This window comes from Spongiibacter thalassae (genome assembly GCF_012272835.1).
GTDB lineage: Bacteria > Pseudomonadota > Gammaproteobacteria > Pseudomonadales > Spongiibacteraceae > Spongiibacter > Spongiibacter thalassae.
The window spans coordinates 216,640-222,947 of sequence record NZ_JAAWWK010000007.1; the positions used below are offsets into that span (position 1 = coordinate 216,640).

Annotated in this window: 6 protein-coding genes; 4 read left to right on the forward strand and 2 right to left on the reverse strand. The window is 54.8% G+C overall.

Annotated elements, in window-relative coordinates; all coding sequences use genetic code 11:
* Positions 1–14: 14 nt before the first annotated feature.
* Positions 15–641, reverse strand: coding sequence for a TetR/AcrR family transcriptional regulator (locus tag HCU74_RS18375; RefSeq protein WP_168451895.1), 627 nt, complete (start codon positions 639–641; stop codon positions 15–17).
* 151 nt (positions 642–792) lie between these two features.
* Positions 793–2,268: a ketol-acid reductoisomerase gene (ilvC, locus tag HCU74_RS18380; RefSeq protein ID WP_168451896.1), complete on the reverse strand. Its 1,476-nt coding sequence runs from the start codon at positions 2,266–2,268 to the stop codon at positions 793–795.
* Between the two features lie 283 nt (positions 2,269–2,551).
* Here ilvC and ilvY point away from each other — a divergent pair, with 283 nt between their 5' ends.
* The 4 genes from ilvY (at position 2,552) to HCU74_RS18400 (ending at position 5,993) form a co-directional block, all read left to right on the forward strand.
* Complete coding sequence (ilvY, locus tag HCU74_RS18385; protein ID WP_168451897.1) at positions 2,552–3,463, forward strand: HTH-type transcriptional activator IlvY; 912 nt, start codon at positions 2,552–2,554, stop codon at positions 3,461–3,463.
* Between the two features lie 57 nt (positions 3,464–3,520).
* Positions 3,521–4,354 (forward strand): CDP-diacylglycerol--serine O-phosphatidyltransferase, encoded by an 834-nt coding sequence (gene pssA / locus HCU74_RS18390; protein ID WP_168451898.1) that lies wholly within the window; start codon positions 3,521–3,523, stop codon positions 4,352–4,354.
* A gap of 67 nt (positions 4,355–4,421) precedes the next feature.
* A complete protein-coding gene (gene msrP / locus HCU74_RS18395) occupies positions 4,422–5,384 on the forward strand; it encodes a protein-methionine-sulfoxide reductase catalytic subunit MsrP (RefSeq protein ID WP_168451899.1) in 963 nt (320 codons plus the stop codon).
* A 12-nt stretch (positions 5,385–5,396) separates the two neighbouring features.
* A complete protein-coding gene (locus tag HCU74_RS18400; protein WP_168451900.1) occupies positions 5,397–5,993 on the forward strand; it encodes a ferric reductase-like transmembrane domain-containing protein in 597 nt (198 codons plus the stop codon).
* Positions 5,994–6,308 lie beyond the last annotated feature (315 nt).

Here is a 6,308-nt window from a genome sequence, read left to right on the forward strand (position 1 = left end):
TGTTGCCTCTGTTATTAATGTTGAGTGCTGGGGTTGTGGCTGGCACGGGAGCGGGGGATCAGGGCCAGAGTCGCATCCAGCTGTCCTTCCAGCTCGGCGCGACTATGGCCGCACAGCTGGCTAACCATCAGGCCGTTAAAGCAGAGTAGTAGTTGTCGGGCGGTATCGTCGGCGTGTGCCGAAAGTGGTGCAAGTGTTGTTGTAAAAGCGGCTTCCAGCGTTCGCTGGGCGCGATGGAGAATCGCTTTCACATCATTGCTCCTGGCGACCGGGTCGAGGGCCGTGCGTACCAGCAGGCAACTGCTCAATGGTTGCGGTGGCGAGAGTGATAACAGGCTAAGGTCGGCGTTCCGGGGAAATATCGCGCTGCGCATAAACTGCGCGAGTCGATCTGGCGGTGCCTGTGTTGAATCTGTCAGGTAGTGGTGAATGCGGTGGCCAACAATCCGCTCCAGATAATATTCCAGGCTGGTAGTGAACAAGGCCTGTTTCGAGCCGAAGCGGTTGTAGATAGCCGGTGCGCGCAGGTTCAGGCTGCTTTCGAGTTCGCGCATGCCAGTGCTGCTATAGCCCCGTGCCCAAAAGCAGTACATGGCCTGTTCGATGAGCTGGTTGTTGTCGTGATGGCGGGGTCGCGGCATGGTCGACTCTATTTTGTAGTGATCGTTACAAAATAGAGGGCTTTGCTTATGCTGTCAATAAATGGGGTCTGTCCCCGGGGACAGACCCCGGTTATTGCGGGCATTAAAAAAGGGCGCCGAGGCGCCCTTTTGTTCGCTATTGCCGGGTGGCTTAGACGATTTTCTTCATGGCTGTCATGTAGCTGCGCAGCTTGCGGCCAACAACTTCAACCGGGTGGTTGCGGATTTCGGCGTTCACCGCGATCAGCTCCTGGTTGTCTACACCGTTGTCCTTAACGTTCAGGCCTTTGCCGATCACGTCGGTAGAGACTTTGCTCATGAAGTCTTTCAGCAGTGGGCGGCAGGCGTGATCGAACAGGTAGCAGCCGTACTCAGCGGTATCGGAAATAACCACGTTCATTTCGTACAGCTTGCGACGCGCGATGGTGTTGGCGATCAGTGGCGTTTCGTGCAGCGACTCGTAGTAGGCCGACTCGGGCTTCATGCCAGCGGCAACCATGCACTCAAAGGCCAGCTCTACACCGGCTTTACACATGGCAATCAGCAGAATGCCGTGGTCGTAGTATTCCTGCTCGCTGATTTCAACGTCACCGGCAGGCGTTTTTTCAAAGGCTGTTTCAGCAGTCGCTGCGCGCCAGCCGTGCAGGTTCTTGTCGTCGTTGGCCCAGTCTTCCATCATGGTTTTGGAGAAGTGACCGCTGATGATGTCGTCCTGATGCTTTTCGTACAGCGGACGCATAATGTCTTTCAGCTCGTCAGCCAGTTCAAAGGCCTTGATTTTGGCGGGGTTGGACAGGCGGTCCATCATATTGGTGATGCCGCCGTGCTTCAGGCCTTCGGTGACGGTTTCCCAGCCGTATTGAATCAGCTTGGAAGCGTAGCCGGGCTCGATGCCTTCCTCGACCATTTTGTCGAAGCACAGGATGGCGCCGGTTTGCAGCATGCCGCAGAGGATGGTTTGCTCGCCCATCAGGTCGGACTTCACTTCGGCGATGGGGGAGGACTCCAGTACGCCCGCGCGGTCGCCGCCGGTGCCGGAGGCGAGGGCTTTGGCGATGGCCATGCCTTCGCCTTTGGGGTCGTTTTCACGGTGAACAGCGATCAACGTGGGAACACCGAAGCCGCGCTTGTACTCTTCGCGCACTTCGGTGCCGGGGCATTTCGGGCACATCATCACAACGGTGATGTCCTTGCGGATTTGCATGCCTTCTTCAACCAGGTTGAAACCGTGGGCGTAATCCAGGCAGCTGCCTTCTTTCATCAGCGGCATAACCGCGTTAACAACCGAGGTGTGCTGCTTGTCCGGAGTCAGGTTCATTACCACGTCGGCGGTGGGAACCAGTTCTTCGTAGGTGCCAACGGTGAAGCCGTTTTCGGTGGCGTTTTTCCAGCTTTGACGTTTCTGTTCGATGGCTTCAGCGCGCAGAGCGTAGGAAACATCGAGACCGGAGTCGCGCAGGTTCAAGCCCTGGTTCAGGCCCTGTGAACCACAGCCGATGATGACAATTTTTTTGCCTTTCAGATAGTTGCAGCCGTCAGCGAACTCGCTGCGATCCATGAAGCGGCATTTGCCGAGTTCTTCCAGTTGCAGCCGTAGCGGCAGGCTGTTGAAGTAATTCTGAGCCATGAGACTCTCCTGTCATTTTGTTGATGTCGTGTTGAGGTAATGTCGGTGTGGTGGAGAAATTCCCCACGATGGCGCGCACTTTAGCAAGATAGCTCTGTTGCGTAAATTGATATATGGTGGACACTGTGTTGCGTGATTTGGTCTTTTCCGGGAGCGTGGGTTGTGCAGTGGATGAAGCTGTTGGTTGGTGGGAGCGGGTGTCGAGGCGGCGAATGTTAGATCCCTGTGCGGATGGTTCCTGGGCTGGCTTATTTACTGCCTGGGCTCTCGGGGTGTCGCCCCAATGAATACCAAGGAGCTGGAGACCTTTATTCATCTCAGCGAATCATTGCACTTTGGTAGAACCGCCGAGGCGATGCATCTGAGTGTGTCGGCGGTAAGCCGCAGTATTCAGCGTCTGGAGGAGCAGGCGGGCGTAGCGTTGTTTGAGCGTGATCGGCGTCAGGTTCGCCTGACCGCCGCGGGGCGGGAATATTTGCGTTATGCCGAGCAGGCCCTGCTGAACTGGCGTTTACTGACCCAGCGCTTGAATCAACAGGGCGAGGAACTGCAGGGTGAAATCAGTCTGTTTTGCTCGGTGACGGCGTCATACAGTGTGTTGAGTAATGTGCTGGAGGTGTTCCGGCGCCGATATCCGCGTATCGACTTAAAGTTGCATACCGGTGATCAGGCTGATGCGGTGGAGCGTATCGCTGAGGGTGGGGAGGATGTCGGCATCACTGGCAAGCCAATGCAGTTGCCATCGCGGATGGATTATCTCCCGCTGATGCGCACGCCTCTGCACCTGCTGGTGCCAAATATTCCCTGCGCGGTGACCGAGCAAATTGCGGCGGCGGGGGGAGACTTTGATGTGGCTCTGCTAAACCGTCTCCCTTTTATCATGCCTGAGCACGGCACTGCCCGAAGCCTGATTCAGCAGTGGTGTCGCAGTCAGCAGGTGCGGCCTCATATCTATGCCCAGGTGAGTGGCCATGAGGCTATTGTGAGCACCGTTGGTCTGGGGCTGGGTGTGGGAGTCGTGCCCCAATTGGTGCTGGATACTTCCTTTTTGCGGGAGCGGGTGAGAGTCGTGCCATTGCTCCCCGAGTTACCGGTAATGGATATCGGTGTGGTGGTGTTGCGCCAGAGCTTGGCTAACCCGCTGATAAAAGCGTTTTGGGAGTGTGCGCGGTCATCGTACCGTGCGCCTATTTGAACTATGATAGACAGAGTTTGTGCATAACCTCACGTAAATGGAGTGGATTGACAGAACATGGCTGACGATCAGAATACAGATAAGCCCAAGTCGCAGTTTGAAGCGGAGGCGCTGCTTCTTGTTGACGACCACGAAGAAGAGGTGTCGATAAACGGCAAGACAGTGCGCAAGCGAGGTGTGTATCTGCTGCCTAACCTGTTTACGACAGCGGCGTTGTTTTCCGGTTTTTTTGCCATCGTGTCCGGAATGAATGGTCGCTACGAGGCGGCGGCAATGGCGATTTTTGCCTCGATGGTCTTCGACGGCCTGGACGGCCGCGTGGCGCGACTGATGAACGCACAGAGCAAATTCGGTGCGGAATACGACAGTCTCGCTGATATGGTGTCCTTCGGTGTGGCGCCGGCGTTGGTCATTTTTACCTGGGGGGTGGGGGATCTCGGCAAGTTTGGCTGGATGGTCACCTTTATCTACATTGCCTGTGCAGCACTGCGGTTGGCGCGCTTTAATACCCAGATTGATACTGCCGATAAAAATTATTTTACCGGTTTGGCGAGTCCCGCCGCCGCTGCAGTGATCGCCGGGGTGGTTTGGGTTGCCTCTGAAGAGCGCTGGGTGGGTGAGCAGATGCCTACCGAGCTGGCGGTGTTTGCCGGCGTGCTGATTGCAATTGTTGGTATGCTGATGATACTGAATGTGCCGTATCACAGTTTCAAGGGTATCGACCTGCGGGGGCGGGTGCCTTTTGTAGTGATTATTCTGATTGTGCTCGGGTTTGGGGTGGTTGCGCTGGATCCTGCGCGCATTTTGTTGGCGGTGGCGATGCTCTATGCGGTGTCCGGGCCCGTACAGCACTTCTATAAGCGTTTCAGGGCGTCATCCGAGCAGAAGTGAGCGTGTAACAACTCGGCTTGCGGGGCGTCTTTAATCGCAAGATGTCGAAAGCCAGTGGAGGCACGCAATGCTGATCGGGAAAAAGAACGATATTTTATCCAGTGAGATTACCCCGGAAGCGGTTTATCTCAATCGCCGTCAGCTCATAAAAGGGGCGGCGGCGATGGCTGCATATGCCGCTTTGCCCGTGTCGGCGCAGGCGGGGCGAGGTGATATGCTCTTCAAGGTCGCGGTGCCAGATGGTGCCTATTATACCAGTGAGCCGCAAACTCCCTTCGATGATGCCACTTCCTACAACAACTTCTATGAGTTCGGCACCGCCAAAACTGACCCTGCGAAATATGCCCACGCCTTGACCAGTGATCCCTGGTCTATTGAAGTTGGAGGTGCGGTTGCGAAGCCGGGGGTTTATCACCTTGAAGACCTGCTTAAGGGCGTCGATATTGAGGAGCGAATCTACCGGCTGCGCTGTGTTGAAGCATGGTCAATGGTTATTCCGTGGCTTGGCTTTCCACTGTCTGCGTTAATCAAGCGTTTCGAGCCTACCAGCAAAGCGAAATATATTGAGTTCACCACGCTGTATCGCCCCGAAGAGATGAGGGGGCAGCGTTCCGCATTTTCGACGATACGCTGGCCCTACGTCGAAGGTCTGCGTATGGACGAAGCAATGCACCCTCTTACTATAATGAGTGTGGGAATGTACGGTCGCGAGCTGCCCAATCAAAACGGCGCGCCTATCCGTCTTGTTGTTCCGTGGAAGTATGGCTTCAAAAGTATCAAGTCGATAGTTAAGGTCAGATTTACCGAGCGCAAGCCAAAAACAAGCTGGGAGGGAATTGCGCCGGAGGAGTATGGCTTTTATGCCAATGTGAATCCTGAGGTGGATCATCCCCGTTGGAGTCAGCGTTTCGAGCGGCGGCTGCCCAACTCCCTGCTGAAGCCCAATCGTATAAAAACGCAAATGTTCAATGGCTACGAAGATCAGGTTGCCGGTTTATACAAGGGTATGAATCTGCGGCGTAATTATTGATGTGGGGGTTTTGTGGTTGACGCTACTTTATTGCGGGCGGGGTGGGCAAAGCCCTTTTTGTTTTTGCTGTGCAGTCTGCCCTTTGCCTATATCGTCTATGGCGTAATTGCTGACCAGCTTGGCCCCGACCCGGTAAAGACGCTGATCCACATTACGGGTGAGTGGGGGTTGCGCTTCTTTTTAGTGGCCTTTGCGCTGACGCCTTTTCGGCGTTGGTTTGGTCTGGCTGCCTTGCTCCGTTTTCGACGTATGCTCGGCTTGTTCGTCTGGTTCTATGTCAGCGTCCATTTGCTGGTGGTGCTCACCTATCTGTTTGGTTGGGACTGGGAAATAGCCAGGGAAGAGCTGTCTGAACGGCCATATATTATTGCTGGGTTTGCCTCCTGGTTGCTGCTGGTGCCCTTGGGGCTGACGTCGAATAACCGGGCGGTGCGCGCATTAAAGAAGAATTGGCAGCGAGTCCATTACCTGGTTTATCCGGCTATTGGTCTGGCCTGGCTTCATGTTGCCTGGCAAACCCGGTCGAGTTATTTCGACGCGGTTGTCTATGGATTGATCATTCTGGTGCTTTTTTTGCCCCGATTGAAAGTATTTCAAAATAGGCGTTGACTCTCTCTTATTCATCTCTATAATGCGCCTCCTCGCTCGGGGAGACAGGCCGGTGCGGTTGCTGAGGCAGCGGTGCGGTGAGTTGGTGATACGGGTGAGGGAGTTCGGTGTTGCGGTCTTGTAAAAAGACTTTAAAAAAACACCTTGCTCTGGGGGCTGAAGTGTTTATAATACGCCTCCTCGCTAAAGGGCCTGACCTTTTGGCGATATCAAAACCCTGGCGGTTTTGAGTTATTTAACAAGACGAGATTAGATAATTCGTGTGGGTACTTGTTGGTGGATATTGCGACAACAATATTCAGAAACAAGTGACTC